At 59.8% G+C, this 21,749-nt stretch carries 21 protein-coding genes; 5 read left to right on the forward strand and 16 right to left on the reverse strand.

All coding sequences use genetic code 11. The annotated features are described in order from the left end of the window. Positions 1 to 118 precede the first annotated feature (118 nt). The 3 genes from FS819_RS08410 (at position 119) to FS819_RS08420 (ending at position 2,476) form a co-directional block, all read left to right on the forward strand. Positions 119 to 892 carry a DUF599 domain-containing protein gene (locus FS819_RS08410; RefSeq protein WP_156629722.1) on the forward strand — a complete coding sequence of 258 codons (774 nt, stop codon included), beginning with the start codon at positions 119 to 121 and terminating at the stop codon, positions 890 to 892. Between the two features lie 127 nt (positions 893 to 1,019). Continuing rightward, positions 1,020 to 1,988 (forward strand): acetyltransferase domain-containing protein, encoded by a 969-nt coding sequence (locus FS819_RS08415; RefSeq protein ID WP_234624428.1) that lies wholly within the window; start codon positions 1,020 to 1,022, stop codon positions 1,986 to 1,988. 11 nt (positions 1,989 to 1,999) lie between these two features. Continuing rightward, the gene (locus tag FS819_RS08420) at positions 2,000 to 2,476 is read left to right on the forward strand and encodes a methyltransferase family protein (protein WP_156551460.1); all 477 of its coding nucleotides are present in this window, start codon (positions 2,000 to 2,002) and stop codon (positions 2,474 to 2,476) included. A gap of 47 nt (positions 2,477 to 2,523) precedes the next feature. Here the strand turns inward: FS819_RS08420 and FS819_RS08425 are convergent, their stop codons facing one another. The 7 genes from FS819_RS08425 to cobA form a co-directional block, all read right to left on the reverse strand. After that, a complete protein-coding gene (locus FS819_RS08425) occupies positions 2,524 to 2,910 on the reverse strand; it encodes a MerR family transcriptional regulator (RefSeq protein WP_060716796.1) in 387 nt (128 codons plus the stop codon). Between the two features lie 144 nt (positions 2,911 to 3,054). Continuing rightward, on the reverse strand, positions 3,055 to 4,470 hold the full coding sequence (gene mgtE, locus FS819_RS08430) for a magnesium transporter (RefSeq protein ID WP_156551459.1): 1,416 nt from the start codon (positions 4,468 to 4,470) through the stop codon (positions 3,055 to 3,057). A gap of 196 nt (positions 4,471 to 4,666) precedes the next feature. Then, on the reverse strand, positions 4,667 to 5,218 hold the full coding sequence (locus tag FS819_RS08435; protein WP_156551458.1) for a flavodoxin family protein: 552 nt from the start codon (positions 5,216 to 5,218) through the stop codon (positions 4,667 to 4,669). Positions 5,219 to 5,386: 168 nt separating this feature from the next. Next, positions 5,387 to 6,358 carry an adenosylcobinamide-phosphate synthase CbiB gene (gene cbiB, locus FS819_RS08440; RefSeq protein ID WP_156551457.1) on the reverse strand — a complete coding sequence of 324 codons (972 nt, stop codon included), beginning with the start codon at positions 6,356 to 6,358 and terminating at the stop codon, positions 5,387 to 5,389. Then, positions 6,355 to 7,368, reverse strand: a complete 1,014-nt coding sequence (cobD, locus tag FS819_RS08445) for a threonine-phosphate decarboxylase CobD (protein WP_156551456.1) — start codon at positions 7,366 to 7,368, stop codon at positions 6,355 to 6,357. Before cobD ends, cbiB begins: the two co-directional genes overlap by 4 nt. Next, positions 7,365 to 8,675: a cobyrinic acid a,c-diamide synthase CobB gene (locus FS819_RS08450; protein ID WP_156551455.1), complete on the reverse strand. Its 1,311-nt coding sequence runs from the start codon at positions 8,673 to 8,675 to the stop codon at positions 7,365 to 7,367. Before FS819_RS08450 ends, cobD begins: the two co-directional genes overlap by 4 nt. Beyond that, entirely contained in the window at positions 8,672 to 9,529 is an 858-nt protein-coding gene (gene cobA, locus FS819_RS08455) for a uroporphyrinogen-III C-methyltransferase (RefSeq protein ID WP_156551454.1), read from the reverse strand. Before cobA ends, FS819_RS08450 begins: the two co-directional genes overlap by 4 nt. A gap of 142 nt (positions 9,530 to 9,671) precedes the next feature. Between cobA and FS819_RS08460 the strand changes: the two genes are divergently transcribed. Both FS819_RS08460 and FS819_RS08465 read left to right on the forward strand, forming a co-directional pair. Then, positions 9,672 to 10,799 (forward strand): cobalt-precorrin-5B (C(1))-methyltransferase, encoded by a 1,128-nt coding sequence (locus FS819_RS08460; RefSeq protein WP_156551453.1) that lies wholly within the window; start codon positions 9,672 to 9,674, stop codon positions 10,797 to 10,799. After that, a complete protein-coding gene (locus FS819_RS08465; protein ID WP_156551452.1) occupies positions 10,783 to 11,475 on the forward strand; it encodes a cobalt-precorrin-6A reductase in 693 nt (230 codons plus the stop codon). Before FS819_RS08460 ends, FS819_RS08465 begins: the two co-directional genes overlap by 17 nt. 61 nt (positions 11,476 to 11,536) lie before the next feature. On the opposite strand, the gene FS819_RS08470 is transcribed toward FS819_RS08465, so the two are convergent. The 9 genes from FS819_RS08470 to FS819_RS08510 form a co-directional block, all read right to left on the reverse strand. Continuing rightward, entirely contained in the window at positions 11,537 to 12,070 is a 534-nt protein-coding gene (locus tag FS819_RS08470; protein ID WP_234624429.1) for a chemotaxis protein CheD, read from the reverse strand. A gap of 464 nt (positions 12,071 to 12,534) precedes the next feature. After that, entirely contained in the window at positions 12,535 to 12,957 is a 423-nt protein-coding gene (locus FS819_RS08475) for a GNAT family N-acetyltransferase (RefSeq protein WP_156551450.1), read from the reverse strand. A gap of 84 nt (positions 12,958 to 13,041) precedes the next feature. Beyond that, positions 13,042 to 14,001 carry a nucleoside hydrolase gene (locus FS819_RS08480; protein WP_156551449.1) on the reverse strand — a complete coding sequence of 320 codons (960 nt, stop codon included), beginning with the start codon at positions 13,999 to 14,001 and terminating at the stop codon, positions 13,042 to 13,044. A 71-nt stretch (positions 14,002 to 14,072) separates the two neighbouring features. Continuing rightward, a complete protein-coding gene (gene cobM / locus FS819_RS08485; protein WP_156551448.1) occupies positions 14,073 to 14,864 on the reverse strand; it encodes a precorrin-4 C(11)-methyltransferase in 792 nt (263 codons plus the stop codon). A 1-nt stretch (position 14,865) separates the two neighbouring features. Continuing rightward, positions 14,866 to 16,743 (reverse strand): precorrin-3B C(17)-methyltransferase, encoded by a 1,878-nt coding sequence (gene cobJ, locus FS819_RS08490; protein ID WP_409050152.1) that lies wholly within the window; start codon positions 16,741 to 16,743, stop codon positions 14,866 to 14,868. Then, a complete protein-coding gene (cobI, locus tag FS819_RS08495; RefSeq protein WP_156551447.1) occupies positions 16,743 to 17,477 on the reverse strand; it encodes a precorrin-2 C(20)-methyltransferase in 735 nt (244 codons plus the stop codon). The genes cobJ and cobI overlap by 1 nt, the downstream gene beginning before the upstream one ends. Next, positions 17,474 to 18,715, reverse strand: coding sequence for a precorrin-6y C5,15-methyltransferase (decarboxylating) subunit CbiE (gene cbiE / locus FS819_RS08500; RefSeq protein ID WP_156551446.1), 1,242 nt, complete (start codon positions 18,713 to 18,715; stop codon positions 17,474 to 17,476). The genes cobI and cbiE overlap by 4 nt, the downstream gene beginning before the upstream one ends. After that, positions 18,708 to 19,424: a precorrin-8X methylmutase gene (locus FS819_RS08505; RefSeq protein ID WP_498724436.1), complete on the reverse strand. Its 717-nt coding sequence runs from the start codon at positions 19,422 to 19,424 to the stop codon at positions 18,708 to 18,710. Before FS819_RS08505 ends, cbiE begins: the two co-directional genes overlap by 8 nt. Positions 19,425 to 20,374: 950 nt before the next feature. Continuing rightward, positions 20,375 to 21,721, reverse strand: a complete 1,347-nt coding sequence (locus FS819_RS08510; protein WP_156551445.1) for a sirohydrochlorin chelatase — start codon at positions 21,719 to 21,721, stop codon at positions 20,375 to 20,377. Between the last annotated feature and the right edge of the window lie 28 nt (positions 21,722 to 21,749).

A 21,749-nucleotide genomic window follows, 5' to 3' on the forward strand; every position in this document is an offset into this window, starting at 1 on the left:
AATTGGCCTCGGCCTATCATGATAAAATCAGCCCAGCATGATAAAACAGGATGAAAATTGCAGATTCGCAACAGTCATCACCTGTTGTTACCCCAAAGTTTGAAAGACAATGTCGGACATGACACTTTTGGATTGGCTCGCTCTGCTGCTGTTTTTCTGCTGCTGGTTCGGCCTGGCGTTTTTAACCAATGGCCGCCTGATCAAATCCCGCCTCAGCCTCAGCCGGATCATGGCGGAGCGCCGCCGCGCCTGGATCTTCAATGCGCTGAAGCGCGACCTGCGGATGATCGACACGCAGATCCTCGCCGGCCTGCAAAACGGCACGGCCTTCTTTGCCTCGACATCGATCATCGCCATCGGTGGATGTTTCGCCATGCTGGGCGCCACCGAAAAGGTCGATCTGGTGTTGCGGGACTTGCCTTTATTCGGGGCGGGCGGGCGGGCCGCATTTGAATTGAAAGTCTGCGGGCTGATTGCGATTTTCGGCTATTCTTTCTTCAAGTTTGGCTGGTCCTATCGCCTGTTCAACTATTGCACCATTCTGTTCGGTGGCCTGCCCATGCATGCGGAGGTTCGCCAGGACCCGGCCGCAGCCGAAGACGCGGCCGAAACCGTGATTGCCATGAATGTCATCGCCGCGCAGAATTTCAATTCAGGCCTGCGGGCGATCTTCATGTCCATGGGCTATCTCGGCTGGTTCCTGAACGCCTATATGTTCATGGCAACCACGGTGCTGATTTTCTTCGTGCTGGTGCATCGCCAGTTCTTCTCCAATGCCCGGCTGGCTGCCATGCTGAAAAATCCGCTCTCCACGCCAGGACAGATGACAGCAAGCCTTCAAACCAGCCCCCATCACGCAACCGATGGCGACAGGTCATCTGGAATGTCGTAAAGGACCGTGGTGTCAGATGTCATTTAAAGTGACGTTGGTATAACTCGAACCAAGGGCATGATCTGCCCCGGCGACTATTTGCCCACCAGCATGACCGTCGCCGTAGATAGCTGTTTCAGGACATCGCGTGGCTTTTCCGACCGAATCCCCCCTTCCCGCCAAATCCAACACCCGCATCGGCCTGCTCGATGCAATGCGCGGACTGGCGCTGCTGGCCATGGCTTCCTATCACTTCAGTTGGGATCTGGAATTCTTCGGCTATCTGCCACCGGGTACGGCGGAAACCGGGGTTCTGAAGATCTATGCCCGCTGCATCGCCTCGACCTTTCTGTTCCTTGTCGGCATCGGCCTGGTGCTGGCGCATCGAAATGGTATTCGCTGGAAACCGTTCGGCAAGCGGCTGGCGCAGATTGCCGCAAGTGCCTTTGCCATATCCGTTGCCACCTATCTGGCCATGGGCGCGGGCTGGATCTTTTTCGGCATTCTCCACGCCATCGCGCTGATGAGCCTGCTCGGCCTGGCCTTCATTCGGCTTCCAGTCGTCGTCACGCTGGGCGCGGCGATTGCCACGCTGATTCTGCCGTTTTATGCGCGCTCGGCTGTGTTCGACGCACCGTATTTCTGGTGGCTTGGCCTGTCCGAGACCATTCCGCGCTCAAATGACTATGTGCCTGTTTTTCCATGGTTTGCCGCCGTATTGTTTGGCATTGCCAGCGCCCGCCTCGCCCTGCGGTTCGGCCTGTGGCAAAAACTGGCAGCCTGGCCATCCGGCCCGAAATTGCTCTCGCTTGCGGGTCGCCATAGCCTGATCTTCTACCTGGTGCATCAACCGGTGCTGATCGCTCTGGTCTATCTGGCGACGCTGGTCGTCGCCCCGCCCCCACCCGACAGAGCAGCGGCCTATGACCGCAGTTGCCAGCAATCCTGCACGGCAGGCAATAACGACGCTGGCTTTTGCCAAAGGTTCTGCGGCTGCACACTGGAGAAGTTGCAGACCGGAAATATACTCGAACCGCTCCAGTCTGGGGCAATCATAGCGGCGCAAGATGAAAGGGTCCTGAAACTGGCGCGGGAATGCACGATCGCCAGCCAATAAAGGGTCCTAACATGAACGCCTATCGCATGAAGCCGCTGAAATACCCATGGCCGCCGCTTCTTTATGTCGGCGCCTGTGTCATTGCTTTTTTTCTAGATGCCTATATTGCCCCTGTCAGTCCTTTCGAGGACCAGGGGCCCGTCATGTGGATGACCGGCGCAATGATCGCCACCGGTGCAATCGCCATCGATTTCTGGGCCATCAAGACCCTGATGTCCAATTATACACCCCTTAGCCAGCACCAGCGCGCCCGGCGGCTGGTGACAGAGGGGCCTTACCGCTATTCCCGCAATCCGATCTATCTCGGCTATACGCTGCTGATGGTCGCGGCGGGAATGATTCTCGGCAATGTCTGGCTGGTCCTGGCAGCGCCCCTCACCGCCATGTTGACGACCATGGTCGCCATCCGCTGTGAGGAAATGCATCTATTGGTACGGTTCGGCGTCGATTTCGAACGCTACTGCCAGCACACACGCCGCTGGCTTTAACGGAATACCGGAAGCGATGAGATTAGCAAAAAGGGTGTCGGCTCGCTCTATGAACCGACACCAATTTCCACCAGACGGGTCAGGCAGGCCTCTTCGGCCTGATCCAGCTCGGCCAGGGTCTCCTCGATATCCTTGCGTTTCTGGCGCAAATCATCACGCTTTTCATCGATACGCTTCATCATCAGCTTCAATTGCCCGACCTCGCCCGGTGGCTGCTTATAGACATGGATGATTTCGCGGATATCTGCTACGGTAAAGCCGATGCGACGAGCGCGCAGAATTTCTTTCAAAAGATGGCGGTCGGCACCCCGGTAGACACGGGTACGGCCCTTGCGTTCCGGCTGGATCAACCCTTCATCCTCGTAGAAACGAAGAGTGCGGGTCGAAACGCCGAATTCTCGGGTCAACTCGGTGATGCTGTAAGATTTTTTCAAGGCCATGGTGTTCCGTATCGCTCAAGACGATAATCATATTAACTTTGACGTAAAAGTCAATTTTTGTTCACCTCGCTGCTTCAAGCGGGAAACATCTCGCTGCTTTGACAGATTTTGCCAATTGCAGATGGGGCGCTCAAAGGCCTAGATTGCAAACCACCAGCTTGCGAGGCCCAGAAACGAAAAGAATCCGGTAATATCGGTGACGGTGGTCACGAAAACCGCCGAGGAAACCGCCGGGTCGGCACCGATCTTGTCCAGCAATAACGGAATGAGAATGCCAGCAATGGCAGCGGCCATCATGTTGATCAGCATGGCCGAGGCAATGATGCCGCCAATATTGGGGTCATGGAACCAGAACCCGGCAATGACGCCGATCAAGATGCCGAAGATCACTCCGTTTAACAACCCGACGCCCGCTTCGCGTCGAACCACCCGCCAGGCATTGTGAATGTCGAGATTGCGAGTGGCGAGCGCCCGCACCGTCACGGTCATGGTCTGCGATCCGGCATTGCCGCCCATGCCCGCCACGATCGGCATCAGCACCGCCAGCGCGACGATCTGCTCAATGGTTGCCTCAAACAGCGAAATCACCGAGGCCGCCAAAAATGCGGTCAGCAGGTTGACCAGCAGCCACGGCACGCGCGAGCGGGATGTCTCGGGAATGCTGTCCGACAATTCTTCATCGCCGACGCCGCCCAGGCGCATCAAGTCTTCCTCGGCCTCTTCCTGGATCACGTCAACCACGTCATCGATGGTCAGCACGCCCACCAGGCGCCCACCTTCATCGACCACGGCGGCGGAGAGAAGGTCGTATTGCTCGAACAGTTGCGCCGCCTCTTCCTGGTCCATTTCGGCCGGGATCGGATGGTTGGTCTCGCGCATGATGGTTTCGATCTTCACCTGCCGCTTGGTGCGCAGGATTCGGTCGAGATCGACCACACCCAGCAGCTTGAAGGTGGGATCGATGACGAAGATCTGGGTAAAGCTTTCGGGAAGACCTTCTTCCTCGCGCATATAATCGATGGTCTGGCCCACCGCCCAGAAGGGTGGCACGGCCACGAATTCCGACTGCATGCGCCGTCCGGCAGAGCTTTCCGGATAATCCAGCGCGCGGCGTAACCGCACCCGCTCGGTAAACGGCAATTGCGCGAGGATTTCGTCGCGGTCTTCCTGGTCGAGGTCTTCGAGAATGTAGACGGCATCGTCCGAATCGAGATCGCCGATAGCTGCGGCGATCTGCTCGTTCGGCATCTGGTCGACGATCTGCAGGCGGATGGCGTCATCCACCTCGGTCAGCGCCGTCATGTCGAAATCGTCACCCAGAAGGGTAATCAGCGCCAAACGCTGATCCGGCTGGATCGCTTCGATCAGGTCGCCCATTTCCGATTCGTGCAGATGCGCAACTTCCTTGCGCAGGAACAGCACATCGCGATCGGCGATAGCGGCGCCAACAAGCGCACGGAAATCACTGCGGATCGAGCCGTCCTCGTCGTAGATATCGGCCTTTTCCTCGTCACGGGAATGGCGCGCGCGCACTTGCTCTTCGATGTCACTCATGCTCGCGCTCCCGTTCCTGTCGCTTTCGTGGCGGCGAAGAGACGAATCCCTCACCGCCAATGAAGAGCTTCACCATAACTGCATGAGAGAAGCGATACATGCCACAAAAAACGGCAGGCGCATGCAGGATGATGTGCGTAATCGACAGGACAAGCGCCGTGCACATCAATGGCGCACGGCGCTTGGGAAGAGCCGATTACGTCAACCGGCCAGCGATGTCTGCAACACGTTCGCCATAAGCGAGAGCGGTATCGAGGTCGCCCTGGGGAATCTCATCGACGCTAGCATCGGAGGGCGACTGAACCAGAAGCCCGACCGAACCACCGAGATTGTTGATGTCGGTGCGCTGCGCAGCCTTGCTATTGCTCGGCAAAAGACCGAGGCTAACCCAAATACCGCCATGTTGAGATGCCAAAGTCTGCAATGAAATCAGCGCGACGGCCTTGTCGCCGTTAAAGCTGGCGCTGTTGACGAAACCACCAAAAATCTTGTTATGCCAGCCACGTGTGAACCAGATCTTCGACGACGCCTCTGCGAATTTCTTGAACTGCCAGCTCACATTGCCCATGTAGGTCGGCGACCCGAAAATGATGGCGTCGGCGGCAGATAGGCTGTCCCAGCCGGCTTCCGAAACATTGCCCTCACTATCGATTTCGATCAGTTCGGCGCTAGCGCCCTTGGCAACATAGTCCGCAACCCGTTTGGTGTGGCCATAGCCCGAGTGAAAAACAACAGCAACCTTCGTCATCAACTGCCCCTTTATGCATGCTGGAAGCCGAAACAGCTCTGCGGTTTCGGCCTATCTGAACCTCATTCCGGGCAATTCGCCCGGCGTCGAACAGATAGCGATCCGTCACCGGCCCGAAAAGAAGGCAGATTCCGTGCTGATAGGATGAAAAAAGTAACCGCTACCCGATCAAAGGACGATCAAAACCACCAGGAGACCCAGACCTAGACGCCAGGCGCCATCGATCAGCCGCATGCCAAGCCTGATATCGGCACCGCCGATAGCGCGCCGACCAGCGGCGTTCATCATGGGCTCCCGCACTGTTTCTCCTGCATAAATTCGCGGTCCCGCCAGCGCCACATCCAGCGCACCCGCCGCAGCCGCTTCCGGCCAGCCGGAGTTTGGCGACCGATGCAGGCCATGGTCAGCCATCATGACAGAGAAGCATCGCCGGGCTGCCAGAGCGCCATTGTCCAACCAGACGGAACACACAGTCAACAATCCCGCCAGCCGGGCAGCAGGCCAATTGGCCAAATCGTCCAGCCGGGCAGAAGCCCAGCCGAACTGCAAGTAGCGCTCGGATTTATGGCCGATCATCGAATCGGCCGTGTTCAGCATTTTATAGGCAAGCAGACCCGGCAGGCCGAGCACGCCATACCAGAAGGCAGGTGCCACCACCCCATCGGCAAAGTTTTCCGACAGGCTTTCCAGCGCGGCACGCGCCACACCGGCCTCATCAAGCACATCGGGATCGCGCCCGACAATCATCGACACGGCCCGGCGGCCACCGGCAAGCCCCTCATGCAACAAGCCATCGGCGACAGCCTTCACGTGGTCCAACAGACTTTTCTGCGCCAGAAACACCGCCGTAACGGCAATTTCCAGCGGCATCCCGAGAAAGCCAAGTGCCGCAAACAAAAGATGCAGCCCATATCCAACGCCAAGGCTTGCAAGCAGCAGAAGCGCAATCGTCAGCACCCCGCCCGCCTTGCGCAGCGGATCGGCCAGAACAGGCCGGTTCAAAAGCCAATCCAATGCGGCAATGCATTTGCCAAACACCACGACCGGATGCGGCAGGCGCGACCATAACCAAGGCGGATCGCCAACCACGCGGTCAAGCGCCAGTGCCAGAGCTAAGATAAGCAGATGCGCCTCCATCATGACCGGAATGCCTGCAAGGCAGCCAGAAGCCGCGCATCGGCCTCTTCGTCGGGCGTCAGACCGATCCGCAACCAGCCGGGCGCATACTCAAAAATCCGGGTCAGGATATGCGCGCGTGCCAGATGCGCATGGATCTTTGCTGCATCCGCCTGCTCCACCAGTGAAAACAGCGGCGTGCCACCGATCACCGTCAGACCGGCCTGCGCTAAAACCGCATCAAGCGCCGCCTTGCGGGCAAAAATCCGAGTGCGAAGCGCATGGTGATCGGCACTGAACAGTTGCGTTGCCACCGACAAGGCCGGGCCGGACACCGCCCAGGGACCAAGCCAACAGGCAAAGCGGTCCAACACCGCCTGCTCGGCAATCACAAAGCCAAGCCTTAAGCCTGCCAGACCGAAAAATTTACCGAAGGAGCGAAACAGCACGAGATTAGGATGAGCGGCCACAAGCGGCGCCAGCGATTGCTCCGGCTGCGCATCGGCAAAGGCTTCGTCCACCAGCAAAAGACCGCCACCAACCGCCATGCGCCGCGCAACGGCGACCAGTTCCGCCCGTTCTGTCTGGCGGCCCGTCGGATTGTTGGGATTGACCACCACCGCCAGTCCATGGGCGGAGGTAACTGCCTCAAGACTGGCCACCGCATCGACAGCGATACCAGCCAGCGTGAGGCTATGGGCATATTCCCCATAGGTGGGGCTGAGAATAGCGGCGCGCCTGCCTGCATCCATCAACTTTGGCAACATCTGGATGACCGATTGCGTGCCGGGAACCGGCAGCGGCAGAACGGTTCCGCTGCGATAGAAATCCCGTGCCGCGAGACGGGCGGCATCCTCACGTTCGCGGTCCGGCAGGCGATGCCAGGCGCGAGCATCGATGGCAGGTAGATCCGGTGGACAGGGGTTGATGCCGGTGGACAGGTCCAGCCAGTCTTCAATGTTTCCGCCATAAAGGCGCGCTGCCGCCGCAAGGCCGCCGCCATGGGCAATGATCTGGCCGGGCTGTACTGTCATGCCCGGTTCTCGCCCGCACGGTCGATCAGATGCATATAGGAGCCAGCCACATTGGCGCGCCGCAACCCAACCTGCCCCAGGGAAACGCCCAGGGCATCCTCGGCGGCAAACAGCCGGTCTCCCTCGCCTTCCTCAATGACGGTCGAATAATGAAATTCATGGCCGGTCATGGCATGGGCAAAAAAATCTCCCGCCAATGGCCGCAAAAGCCGATAGCCCAGTTGCCGCTTTCGCGTGGCAAAGCTGGTTTTCAGCGGTAAAAGCCCGAGCATCGCATGGTCGGTTCCATCCGCATCGGTCAATCCCTCGCCCAACACCATATAGCCACCGCATTCCCCGTAAATCTTCACCGGCCCTGCCGCTGCTTTTTGCATACCCGCCCTGAAGCTTTGGGCATTGGCGATCCGCCCGGCGTGAAGTTCGGGATAACCGCCGGGCAGATAGATCGCATCGGCATCGTCTGCCGGAGCCTCATCCTGCAAGGGCGAAAAGAAGCTGATCTGCGCGCCCCGTCGCCGCCAGCCCAGCAGCATATGCTCATAGCAAAAGGCAAAAGCCTCATCTCGCGCCACAGCGATATAGCGACCAAGCGGCGCAAGCCGGGCAATATTGGCCTCAGAGACCGGATCAGGGCTGCGAACCGCCGCCCTGATGATAGCGTCGAGATCACAGCCTTTTGCCACGACCTGCGCGGCATGGCTGATGAAGCCTTCAAGATCATCCTGTTCCGCCGCCTGCACCAATCCCAAATGCCGCTCCGGCAGGGCAAGGCCGGTATCGGTGCGGATCACACCCAGAACCGGCATGCGGATCGCGTCCAGCGACTGGCGCAGCATCGCCTCGTGCCGGTCACTGGCGACCCGGTTGATGATAACACCAACCATCAGCAGGCCGGGCCTGAAATCGGCAAAGCCCTTTACCAAGGCAGCGACGGAATGCGAGGTGCGGGCGCAATCGACCACCAGCACCACCGACAGACCCAGCATCAGGGCAAGATCCGCCGCCGAACCGGTGCCATCCGCTGCCCCGTCATAAAGCCCCATCATCGCCTCGACCACCAGGGTCCGGCCACCCTGGCGATGCAGACCGGCATTGGCGGCGATCAGTTCCGGGCGCATCGCCCATGGGTCGAAATTCAGGCAGGTCTCACCACTTGCCGCCGCATGGAAAGCCGGATCGATATAATCCGGCCCGGCTTTGCCCGGTGCCAGCTTATGACCGGCCTCGCTCAAGGCACGCAACAGGCCAAGCGTGACGGTGGTCTTGCCCGAACCGGAGGCAGGCGCGGCAATCAGAAGACCGCTCATGCCCTCTCCTTTAATGGATTGTCATTCAGGCTTCGATTGGCAAAGGGGTCCGGTTGCAGCGCGCGGCCCGACAAGGCGCCCAACCAGTCCAGCGAGGGGCGAAGCCGCACCACATCGCCCAGCACCACGATGGCGGGTGGCTGGATACAAGCGGCCTGCATGGCGATATCGGCCTCACCCAGCGTGGTTTCCAGCACCCGTTGCCGGTCCGTTGCAGCATCGCAGACGAAGGCCAGCGGTTCTTCAGGCTGGCGTCCTGCCGCCATCAATTGCGCGGCGATATGGCCCATATGCTTCATCGCCATATACATGACGATCACCCGCGAGCCCTTGGCGACCGCCTTCCAGTCAATGCCATCAGGCATGGCCCCAGACGAATCATGGCCGGTCAGGAAGGTGACAGCATGGTTGACCTCGCGGTGAGTGACGGGAATGCCCGCATAGGCCAGCCCGCCAATACCCGCCGTAATGCCCGGCACAATGCGAAACGGCACGCCATGCTCGACCAATGTCAACGCCTCCTCGCCGCCGCGCCCGAACACGAAGGGGTCTCCCCCTTTCAGCCGCAGCACCCGCTTGCCGGATTTGGCCAGCTCCACCAGTCGCAGGGAAATATCGCGCTGCCGGGCCGAAGGCTTGCCACCACGCTTGCCGGCATATTCCAACACGGCACCCGGATTGGCGTAAGCAAGGCAAGCCTCATCCACCAGCGCGTCATGGACAATCACATCCGCCATGGACAGGCCACGCACCGCCAAAAGCGTCAACAGACCTGGATCACCCGGCCCTGCCCCCGCCAGCCAGACATGGCCCGGCTGCAACAGGGGCAAAGGCTTGAAAACATCTTGCATCATGGTCAGAAGATCTACTGCATAATTCTGCAAACCGAAATCGGTTGGCAGGGAAAATTATACGGCCATGAAGATGGTTTGTCCGAATGAATGGCAAAGGACGCCCCCATCTTCCCCCCGCCGCAAGCCTTGCCTATAAAGAACCATGACCGAAGCCGCGCCGCCCACCGAAACACCTGATGCCGCCGCTTCGCGCAAGCCGAATGGACCGCTGCGCAAGGGCTGGACCACGGGCGCCTGCGCGACAGCCGCGACCAAGGCAGCGCTGACGGCGCTTTTGACCGATGAATTTCCCGACCCGGTATCGATCCGCCTGCCGGGCGGGCAGGAGCCGGCCTTTGCGCTCGCCTATGAACAGATCGCGGACGGCCAGGCCTCGGCGGGCATCGTCAAGGATGCCGGTGACGACCCTGACGTGACCCATGGCGCAACCGTGATCGCCACTATACGGCGTCTCACTGCTGGTTCTGGCATCCGCTTCGTGGCAGGCGACGGCGTCGGCACGGTGACACGGCCTGGCCTGCCGCTTGCCATTGGCGAGCCGGCCATCAACCCCGTCCCGCGTGCGATGATGGCGGCCGAGGTGGAGGCGCTGGCCAAACAGCATGGATTGACGCCTGATGTGGAAATCACCATTTCCATTCCCGGTGGTCAGGCACTGGCGGAAAAGACCTGGAACCCACGCCTGGGCATTATCGGCGGGCTTTCGGTGCTCGGAACCACGGGCATCGTCAATCCATTTTCCTGTGCCGCCTGGATTCACTCCATCCATCGCGGCATTGATGTGGCGCGCGCCATGGGCCTTCCGCATGTGCTGGGTGCCACCGGCTCGACATCGGAGCGCACCGCGCAGCAGCTTTATGGCCTGCCGCAGGAAGCGCTGCTGGACATGGGTGATTTTGCCGGTGGCCTGCTCAAATATCTGCGCCAGCACCCCGTGCCCCGGCTGACGATTGCTGGCGGATTTGCGAAATTGAGCAAGCTGGCGCAAGGCGCGCTGGATCTGCATTCCGCCCGCAGCCAGATCGACAATTCCTTCATGGAAACATTGATGTCCGATCATCCTCTCTCGCAAGACATCAAGGAAAAGATCAGGTCCGCCAACACCGCCCTGGAAATTCTCGACATCACCCGGCAAAACCATCTGGACATGGCGACACCGATTGCGCAAAGGGCAAGACAGACAGCTCTTTCGGTCCTGCGCGGTGCCGATATCGCGGTCGATGTGATCGTCACCGACCGGACAGGAGCGATCCTTGCCATCGCCTCCTGAGCGCATCCTCATTCTCGGCGGCACAGCGGAGGCGGCAAAGCTTGCCGCAGAACTGGTGGAGCAAGGCAAAACCACTGTCATCACCGCGCTGGCCGGACGCACCGAATATCCGGCCAGTCTGGCCGGAGACGTCCGCATCGGTGGTTTCGGCGGTGTCGATGGGCTGGCGGCCTATCTAAGCACTGAAGGCATTACCAGGGTGATCGACGCCACCCATCCCTTTGCCCGGCAAATTTCCGCCAATGCCATCGAAGCATGCCGAAAGGCGGACGTACCGCTGACCGTGCATTTGCGACTGCAATGGCTGGAGCAACCCGGCGACCGCTGGATCATGGTTGAGACGCTGGAAGCGGCGGCCCAGACGTTGCCGCAAGGAGCCAGGGTCTTCCTGGCGCTGGGGCGGCAATATATCGACCTATTCGCACAGCGAACGGATTGCCACTTTGTGATCCGCATGGTGGATGCGCCTTCAACGCCGCTGCCCTTTACCCATGCCGACATCATTCTCGGCAAAGCGGCGGCGGATTGGGAAGCAGAAAAAGCCCTGCTGGAAGGCCATGCCATCACCCATCTCGTGACCCGCAATTCAGGCGGCGAGGCAAGCTATGGCAAAATTATCGCGGCGCGAAAATTGGAATTACCCGTGGTAATGATCGCTCGTCCGGTCGCTTGCTGACCGAGTGCGTTATCACATTGTTTTTTAGATTTATTGTTTTGCCACGGTGAAGGCGATATCCTCACACCTTCTGAGCTGGCGACCGAATTGCTGCAACCTTGGGCTTCGCACCCATGCGCCCGCTGAGCGGCACGCAATTGGTCTTGCCCGAATAGGGCCAATATTCGAGCTTGCAGCCATAAGGGCCACCGACATTTTCCTCAATGATCGCAATACCGTTCGTTGACAGAAACTGCCGCGCGAAATCAAAATTGCGCGCCCCCACATTATAGAAGGAGTTGCCGGGACTGGCGCCACCGAAAATCTTTGCCTCCAACCGCCAGACATTTGCGCCACGTGCCAGCAGTCCGTCAACAAGAAGCTCCATCAACTGGCAGCCATATCGCGCCGCCTCGCTCTTGCTCATGCCTTTGGTGACTGGCCCCGGCAAGACGAAATGATTCATACCGCCGAGACTGAGAACAGGATCGCGAATACAGGCCGCGACGCAGGAGCCAAGCACCGTCGTCATCACCGTATCGGGATCGTCGCTGACGGCAAATTGTCCCTGCGAAATGGTCACCCGGCCCTTGGGCAGATCCATTCGTGAAGCCACTGGAGCATTCCAAACGAAAGACATTCAATCCGACACCTAACATTACATTCTAATGAAAGCATAGATTGAGATAAAAACCTATTGATCATTTCTGTCCGCACGCCGCGCATAGCGCCATGCGTTTTGGAAAACCGCACAAAAGACGCTGTAACACTTTATATTTTCTGCATAATTTTCTCCTTAAACGACAACCTGTTTAAGAAATCATGCCTCAGGCTTTGGATAAGAAATTACACCAGACGTCATCGCAACATGCTCACTCATCGGACACAACGCAGACACCACCCAATTTAATGGTGCCAACTCCCCGATGAGGCGGGCATTCTGGCTTCCTGGCTAATAAACCATGAATATATTGATTTATTGTCTACTCTTCATCGGTTAACACATGGGGCGGTGCGAAATAGAGCGTTTCCAGGAAAAGTGGATTCCACTTTTCCCTGACAAACTCTGGGAAACATGCGTCACAGTGCTTTTGTAAAGCGTATCCCCGTATTTTCGTAGCCCAGGCGATAATAAAGCCGATGAGCAGGGAGACGATGGTTGCTGGGGTTTATTGTGACCCGATCTGCACCTCTTTCGCGAAGCCATTGCTCTGCGTGGGCGACAAGTGAAACCGCAATTCCTTGTCCTCGAAAATCAGGCGAGACAACCAGAGCGATTATGGCACCACCAAGACCGCTGCGGTAAAAGGATGGCGAAACAGAAACGCCGATCATTCCGGCAACGACAGTTTGTTCGACTGAAACAAACGCAGCGTAATCATCGCGGCCTGCGATGACCTCCATCCGCATTGCAATATCTTCAACCAAACTAGGATAGCCGAGTTCAGTCATCAGATTTGCCAGCATCGGAAAGTCCGATTTCATCGCAGGTCTTATGTCCATCTGCTTTCCAAACCCTGTCTATTGAGAGCAGCACACGGCAGACACCACTACTCTGGCAATGTTCTACCGCATTATGCGTTAGAATTATGCTTCCTGGACAGACACGATCGTATCATGGATCAGTTTCAGCACCGCTTCGGCGTCGATATCGGTGCAGATCGCCTGGCTTGGCAGGTCATCCCAATCGCTCGGGCCGAAGCCCATGCTGTCGGGCTTCTGAATGGTCTGGCCATCGGCAATGCCGCCACAGACCACGCGGATCGAGCCGCTGCGGGTGGTGAACAGCTCCGGCGCCACCACATAAGCACAGGCGCAGCTGTCGTGGACCACCATGCCATCAGGCACCCGGCTCTCGTAGAATTTGATGTAGAATTGCGACAGGTCGAACAGCAATTGCGCCCGCATGCCCGCTGCATCGCGGATGTCGGATAGCGCCTGGCGGGTCATCACGGTTTTCGTCGTGACATCAAGACCAACCACCACCACCGGCCAGCCGGCGGTGAAGACAATATCGGCCGCTTCCGGGTCGCCGTGGATATTGGCCTCGGCGGCGGGCGTCACATTGCCGTTGACATCGAAGGCACCGCCCATGATGACCACGTCCTTGACCAGAGAAACGATCTCAGGATCTTCCTTCAAGGCATTGGCAAGGTTGGTCATTCGCCCAACTGCGACGATCCGTACTTCGCCTGGATTGGCGCGGATGGTCTCGACGATAAAGCGATGCGCTGGGCGGGCATCGAGCGGCACGTCCACGGCATCCGGCACGCCGATATTGCCAAGTCCGTCGTCGCCGTGAATGAACTTCGGTGGCTCATGGCTAACGCGATGCGGGATGAAGGTTTCGCCCGCACCCTTGGCAACAGGCGCCTCGATATTCCATTCCTGCTTCAGGTAGAGCGCGTTGCGGGTCGTGGTCTCAAGCGTGGCATTGCCGAACACCGTGGTGATGCCCAGCAGATCGATATCCGCATGGTGATGCAGGAACAGCAGTGCCATGGCATCGTCAACGCCGGGGTCCGTATCGAAAATCACCTTATGCATCGCGCTTGTCCTTTATATATCCTTTGACGGGACAATAGCGGCCTTGCGCCATCCCGCAACCGCTCTCGCTCTCAGACGGCCTGGTTTTTCTTGGTTACACCCTTCTTGCCCACATTGCGCAGCACATGGGAAAAATCAGAATTGTAGAGATCGCTATCGCGGAAGGCGACATCGCCGAACACTTTGCCGACCATGACCAGTGCCGTTCGGGTAATTTTCGCCTTGCGCACCTCCTCCGCCATATCCTTCAACGTGGTGCGGATGAACAATTCATCCGGCCATGTGGCGCGGTAAGCAATCACAACCGGGCAGTCCTCGCCATAATAAGGCGTCAGGGTATCGCGGATATGGTTGAGATTGCGGATCGACAGGTGAATGGCCAGCGTGGCGCGGGATTTACCGAGAATTTCAAGCGTCTCGAATTCCGGCATCGACGATGCCTTCATCTCTGTGCGGGTAATGATGACAGTCTGAGCCACTTCCGGCAGGGTCAATTCGGTCTTCAACCTTGCAGCCGCCGCCGCAAAGGCGGGCACGCCCGGCACCACGTCATAGGGAATATCCAGCGCGTCCAGCCTGCGCATCTGTTCGGCAATCGCCCCATAGATGGCCGGATCGCCGGAATGCACCCGCGCCACATCCTGGCCCCGTGCATGGGCCGCCTGGATCTCGGTGATGATCTCATCCAGATGCATCGGCGCGGTATCCTTGACCAGGGCATCAGCAGGCGCGGCCTTGACGATTTCCTCCGGCACCAGCGATCCCGCATAAAGGCAGACCGGGCAGCGCTCAATCAGCCTCAAGCCCCGCACGGTGATCAGATCTGGCGCGCCGGGACCGGCGCCGATGAAATAAACCGTCATGTCATGCGTCCTTCTGCATTGCTGTATCCGCCTTGCCGGAATAGCCGCGCGGCGTGTAAACCCAGGTCTTGCCGTCACCGGTTTTGACGGTGCGGCTTTCTGACGAACCGACGATGACCACCGTCAGCATATCGACATCATCGACATTCAAGCCAGCCAGTGGCACCACCCGCACCGTCTCGCCAGGACGGCCAAGATTGGTGGCGAGAATGACCGGTGTGTCAGCCGGGCGATATGTGAGGAGCTGGTCGCGGGCATAGGCCAGTTGCGTGCGCCGCTTCATCGACACCGGATTGTAAAAGGCGATGACAAAATCACCCTCGCCCGCCGCCTTGACCCGACGCTGAATATGCTCCCAGGGCGTCAACAGGTCCGAGAGTGAAATGGTGCAGAAATCATGGCCAAGCGGCGCGCCGATCCGGGCGGCGGCAGCCTGAAGCGCGGAGATACCCGGCGAAACCTGAACCTCGATCCGCTGCGCGCCCGCAGAAATTCCGCCCTTGTCCAACAGCTCAAACACCAGCGTTGCCATGGCATAAATGCCGGCATCGCCGGAACAGACCAGCGCCACCGTCTTGCCCTCGCCCGCCAGTTCCATCGCATGGACCACGCGGGCTTCTTCCTTGCCAAGGTCGAAATCATGCCGCGCCTTGCCCTCAGTGAGCGATCCCAGCAGGTCGAGATAAAGCGAATAGCCAACGAGATCACTCGAGGCCGCCACCATGCGGGAGACTTCCGGCGAGCGCCACCCTTCCGACCCCGGCCCGATGCCGACCACGAACAATGTCCCACGGGCGCGGCCAAGGTTTTCGACTTTGATGGGCTGTGCGCTGCGGCCAAGCGCAGCGGTGACGCCTTTCGATTTGATCTTGGGCAGAACCAGCACCCCATCCGAACCGGCCACCACCAGCGCAGCACCCTCCGCCACGCCGTGGCAACCGACTTCGGCAAACACCACGTCCGACGGGTTTTGCAGACGGGGGCGTTCCTGCTCCAACCGTTCGGCGGAAAAGAACCGGGCGGGCACACCGAAATGCGCGGCAACGGCATGGATTGCCGCCTCATCGGCCTTGACGTCGATAGAGGCAACCGCGGCAAGGCTTTGGGCAGCAAGACCCGATATATCGAGTGCCTGCTGCGCCAGCGCAATCGCCTCTTCCACCGATGCATGGCGCTCGCAGCCCATGCCCAAAACCAGGGTTTGAGGGTGATAGACCAGCTCCAGCGGCCCCGCCGTCCGGCGCTGATCGGTGACGGCCAGGGTCACCTTGCCCTCGTCGTGAAAAGCAAGGCGGGAAGCCGTCAGCCAATCCGCATCGCCAACCAGGCGGACGCTTGCCCCGGCCACCAGTTCGGCCATGACGGTCTTGGCGTGTTCAGGATTGACCAGCACATAGCCCTCAGGCGGCGCATCCAACGCCACACCGAAGCGCAGATCGCCTGCCGTGGTAATTGCCGCATGGGCATCCAGGGCCTTAGCCACTGCCCGCGCCATGTCATTGGCGCCGTGGTGACCACCCAGCAACGGCACCACGGAAGCCTCTGACACGCACAGCACCGGCGGTTCGGACTGTTTGTCGGTGAGCAATGGTGCCAGCAGCCGGATCAACGCACCCGATGCCATGACCGCAATGATCGGACGGCCAGCAGAAAACAACGCCCGGACATGGCTTTTCACATCGTCAAAGGTCTGATCCGCCCCATCCACACGGGATGCGGCGGCGTGAACCTCACCGCCAACGGCCTCGGCAATGCGACGCGCCAAGGCCAGCGCCGTTGGCATCAGAATGACAATAGCGGGTTTTGCATTGCCGGTATTTTCAATGCCTGTTTTTTCAGGGCCGGTTTGCTCATCACTGGTTTTTTGGGGCGTCGTCATCAAAGTCTTTCCGGTTGAGGAGCCGCACTGAGCGCCCAGCCCTCTGCCCCCTTGTAAATCAGGATCATCGAGAAATACGGGGCAACATCTTCTGCGACATCGCCCAGCGGCAGCAGGCGCTCGCTTTGCAGCGACACGCGCTCGACATAACCGGCATTGGCCGTCAGGCCCATGGTATCGATCAGCGCTCTGATGCGGGGGAAATGCCGCCCCAGCTTGATGACGGCGACGGCAGAGGCGCTTTCGATCCGGGCGCGCAGGACATCACTTTCCAGCGGGCCTGGCAGCACGGTCAGCACATCGTTGCGGGCCGCCAGCGGTCGGCCATAGGCAGCGGCGGCGGCCATCATCGATGAGACGCCGGGAACGACTTCGGTCGGATAGCGATGCGCCAGCCGCTCGAACAGATACATGAACGAGCCGTAGAAAAACGGATCGCCTTCGCACAGCACCGCCACATCCGAACCGGCATCCAGATGATGCGACAGGGTCACAGCGGCAGCGTCATAAATTTCCTGAGCCGGATAGCGCTCAACGCGCATCGGCACGATCATGGGCACCTCAAGCTGGTCGGCCCGCAGATAGGGCGCGGCAATCTGGCGGGCAAAGCTTGGGCCGGTATCGGGTGCCGGATAGGCAATCACTGAAACGGAGGTCAGGATGCGATGCGCCTTCAAGGTCATCAGTTCCGGGTCGCCGGGGCCAAGGCCCAGGCCATAGAGTTTGCCCGTCATTTGGAAATGCTCCATTTGGCAACACTCCATGTTGTCACCGGCATCAGCGATTTCCAGCCGCAGAACCGACCGACGGGTGCTGCGCGCGACACGGAAATCCGGCTCATCTCACCGCCATAGAGGTTACGCAACGTCACAAGCTGTGCCTCGCCTTCCAGCGTCACGGCATTGGCGACCAGCCGCCCGCCCGGCTTCAGCGCCTGCCAGCAGGCCTCAAACAGACCTTCGGTGGTGATACCGCCACCGATGAAAATCACATCCGGCGGATCAAGTTTCAACAATCCCGCCGGTGCTTCGGCCTCGACAATCTCCAGATCCGGCACGCCCAGCACCTCGGCATTGTCACGCATCATCGCCAGCCGCTCCGGCTTCGGCTCGATTGCAATAGCACGGGTGCCCATGCCAGCGCGCAGCCATTCAATGGCGATGGAGCCGCAACCGGCACCGACATCCCAGAGTAAAGCATTGGGAAACGGTGCCAGATGTGCAAGCGTTGCCGCCCTCACCTCACGCTTGGTCAATTGCCCATCGTGACGGAAGGCATCGTCCGGCAGGCCCGGCACCGGCGAGAGAATCGTCCCTGCACCGGCGCAATCCACGGCCAGCGTGTTGAAATCGGCAATCCCCGGCAGCTGCGCCAGCAGGTCTTGTGCGGTGACATGCAGAATGCGCTCCAGCGCGCCGCCCATATGTTCCAGCACATGCAGCATGGAGGCCCCAAAGCCGCGCCGCACCAGCAGGTCGGCGGCCTCAAAAACCGTTTCAGCATTGGAGGTCAGGGCGAGGATGCGCGCACCCGGCAGGACATGCCGGTTGAGGTAGGACAGCGGGCGGCCATGCAAGGAAATCTGCGCGACGCTTTGCAGCGGCCAGCCAAGCCGGGCGGCGGCCAGCGAAAAGGCCGAGGGGCTGGGCAGTATGCGCATTTCTTCCGGCGCCAGATAGCGCCGCAGCGTAGCACCTATGCCGAAATGCATGGGATCGCCGGTTGCCACCACCACGACCGGCGTGCCGCGCAGTGCCAGGAGCTGATCCAGCGTTTCGCGAAAACCTGCCCCCCAGGTGAGGATGCGCCGCACATTGGGTATGGCATCGGCCACCGCATGTTCCAACCGCTCACCCAGCACCAGCACCTGGGCTTCGCTGAGATGGGCAAGCTGCTGTGGCGTCAGGCTGGCGAGACCGCCATCACCGATGCCGATAATGGTCAGCCATGGATCGCTGGAGGCCTCAGTCATTGGCGCCGAGCCCTCCCGCCAGCGCATTGACCGCAGCCGAGGCCATGGCAGAACCGCCTCGCCGCCCTTGAACGGCAATGAACGGCACGCCCCGGCTGTTGGCGGCAAGCTCTGCCTTGCTTTCAGCCGCCCCGACAAAACCGACCGGCAGACCGAGGATCAATGCTGGCTTCGGTGCCCCCTGATCCAGCAGTTCCAGGAGGCGAAACAGCGCCGTCGGTGCATTGCCGATGGCCACGACAGCGCCTTCCAGCTGACCAGCCCAAAGATTGACCTGCGCTGCCGAGCGGGTATTGCCTGCCCAGGCAGCCAGTGGCCGCACCCTGACATCATTGATCAGGCAGACCACTTCGTTTTCCGCTGGCAGAAGACTGCGGATAATGCCGTGCCGAACCATTTCCGCATCGCAGAGAATGGGCGCACCGGCGGCAAGTGCCGCAGCGCCTGCCTCAAAGGCACCCTGCGAAAACACGATGTCATCAGCCAGATCAATCATGCCGCAGGCATGAATCAAGCGGATCACCAGAGGCTGCATGGCGACAGGAAACCGGTCAAGATTGGCCTCGCGCCGGATGGTCTCGAAGGACTGGCGGTAGATCTCGGCTGGCTGGCGGATATAGTCGAGTGCTGGGGTCTGCCTGACCTCTTCCGCAGCGTCATCCAGCTCGCCTAACGGAAGCTCCGCTCCTGTTGCGGCCAGATCTTCCATAACCAGATCCTCATGGCCGATGCCCAGCACCCAGCCCTCTTCCTGCGTCGTCACGTCAATCTCCTCATCCGAGAGCATGTGGGGCCGTTCAAACAGCCTACCCAACATCCCGGCTGCGTCGAACCCGGCAAAGGCTCTCGCAACCCGGCGCACCTGCGCGGCATCCTTCACTTCATTCTCATGATCCCCCAGCGAAAACAGTGAGGGATAAATTTCCGCCAAAACGACATGATGGCCGCCGCTGGAACTGCCCGGCTGGCCATCGAGTCGCCCAAGTCCACCGCCTAGTTTTTCCGCATGTCCAGCCGTAAAGCCAGTCTCAAACGGCCAGACCGCAATCTTGTCACGGTTCGGATGCCCGTCGAGAAAACGGCTCAGCCGGGCAATACCCAGCAGGCTCTGGCTGCCAACCGACCCGGCATAGGCCAGTTGCCAGACGGATTTTGCGCCGCGCGCATGGCGCTCCGAAAGCCGCATGGTAAAAGGCGCGCTGGTGGGTGCAGCGGGCTTTGTTGCGGGCAGACCGTCCAGATCCAGCGCCTGCGGCCTGCCCCAGAAGCGCGGTTCTCGAGCAAAATAGTCCCGGTTCCAGCGCGCAGCCAGCGCGAAACGGTTATTGGCATTATCAGCACCATCTTCAACCTCACGGGCAATGGCGCGCCAAAGGCTTTGCCAATCCGCAGCACCCGTCACCCGCGCCGCCGTACCCCTGGGATAACCGAAAGCGAAATCGAAACCGGCCAGCAGGCGCTTGCCCGCCGCCAGCGCATCGCTGACGACGTCCTCAAACCGCGCCATGAAGGCGGCACGGGTGGGGAAGTTTTCCAGCCAGACGATCTCGGCCCCCGCCACGCCGCAATCAGCAAGACAGGCCCAGATGGAGTTCTTGCCCGTCACCGGTTTAGCTGCGCCGGACCAGTCCACGATCAAGATGCGGTCGAACAAGGCCATCAGGTCTTCTTCATGGATTTTGGCCCGAGCGGATGATCCGCATGGGGATAAGGCGCATGGGTGTGGCTGTGGGCGTGTTCACGGTCGTGATGGTGGTCATGCCCGTGGTCGTGCCCCTGGTCGTGCGTGTGATCATGATTTCCATGCGCGTGACCATGCCCATGGTGGTCGTGGCTATGATCATGACCACAGCCGCAATCCGGCCCGTGTTCGTGGACATGCGCCTTGCCGCTGGACGGCGCATTCATCACCGCTTCCAGCCCGGCATCGGGGCTGGCATTCAGCAAATGTCCGTATTTACCACCAAGCGTGGTGGAGGCGCCGTAGTCGAAAGCCGGTTGCAGTGGGGCCGGATCGGCATGGCTATGGACCGGCGTCCACGGCAGGCCATGCTTGAGACAGAACGCCTGATCACGGCAGGAGGCGTCGCAATCGCCCTTGCACGGACAGTCTTCCAGGCCGCCGCCAATGCCCTCGACATGATGGTGGTGGCTTTCCTGCGGCTGGCCGATATCGGCCTCAAAGCCTAAAACCTGTTCGCGGTATTTGCACATCTGGCAGTTCATCACCGCAGCGCCTTCGAGGATTTCGCGCACCCGATCCTGAAAGGCATCCAGCACCAGCGGATGATCATTGAGATAGCTGGCCTTGACGAACTGGATATCCGGATGGCGGGCCGCCACCTCATCGGTATAGCTGTAGATCCGCTTCACCAGCACGCCAGTAAACAGGAAATAGGGGAAGACGATAATACGCTTGTAGCCCAGCTTGGCGGCATGGGTCAGGCCCGGTTCCACCAGCGGAAAGGTCACGCCGGAATAACAGGTTTCGCCCCAGCCAAAGCCCATGCCTTCCCACAGCATCCGCATCACCTTGGTGGCGTTGGAATTGGCATCGGGATCGGATGAGCCGCGCCCAACCACCATCAGCAGCGTGTCATGCTTATCGACAAATCCCAGTTGCCCATTCGCCTCGTCCACGGCAGCCTGGATGCGGTCACCAGCGGCACGGATCATCTTGAGGTCGATACCAAGCTCACGTCCATAGTTGATCACCATGCCGGGGTTCTGCGCCTGATAGGTATTCAGCACCGAGGGAATATCGTTCTTGGCATGGCCCGCAGCAAACAGCATGCCCGGCACGGCCAGAACCCGGGTGACGCCCTTTTCCCGCAGACTGTCGAGGCCCGCCGAGATCACCGGGTTGCAGAATTCCAGATAGCCGTATTCGACCGGCAGGTCGGGATTGCGCGCCTTCAGCCCTTCAGCGATGACAGCGAATTCGCGCGCCGCATTCTGGTTGCGGCTACCATGTCCACAGACCATGATTCCGAGTTTTTCTGCCATGACAAAAGGCTCCATGCTTCGTTTCGTT

This window comes from Allorhizobium sp. Av2 (genome assembly GCF_021462805.2).
In the GTDB taxonomy this organism is placed as follows: Bacteria; Pseudomonadota; Alphaproteobacteria; order Rhizobiales; family Rhizobiaceae; genus Allorhizobium; species Allorhizobium vitis_G.